Raw genomic sequence first — 273 nt, 5'->3', positions numbered from 1 at the left:
GCCAGTCGGGTGGCCCGAAGGCCACCAGGCGCTTGATGCGGAGGCTGCTGCAGCGCATGGGCCCTGTGTCAGTGCTTGTGATCGTGGCCCGTGGGCGCCGCCTTGGTGGCCAGCGGGCGTACGGGCGCCTGCACCTGCACGGATTCACGCTTGCCGTCCTTGCCTTCGATGATGAGGGTCAGCGGCACGGTCTGGCCCTCCTGCACCTGTTGCTTTAGGTCCAGCAGCATCACGTGGTAGCCGCCGGGCTTGAGTTCCACGGTCTTGCCTGCC

General features: G+C 67.4%; 1 protein-coding gene. It reads right to left on the bottom strand.

The window, feature by feature from the left end:
- Nucleotides 1-68: 68 nt before the first annotated feature.
- Nucleotides 69-273: copper chaperone PCu(A)C (locus ACRHNM_RS16765; RefSeq protein ID WP_431137760.1), on the bottom strand; the 205-nt coding region annotated here is incomplete at its 5' end.

Origin of the sequence: Psychroserpens mesophilus (assembly GCF_050617655.1) — a bacterium.
GTDB lineage: Bacteria > Bacteroidota > Bacteroidia > Flavobacteriales > Flavobacteriaceae > Psychroserpens > Psychroserpens mesophilus_A.
This window is presented reverse-complemented; position numbering and strand designations above follow the sequence as displayed.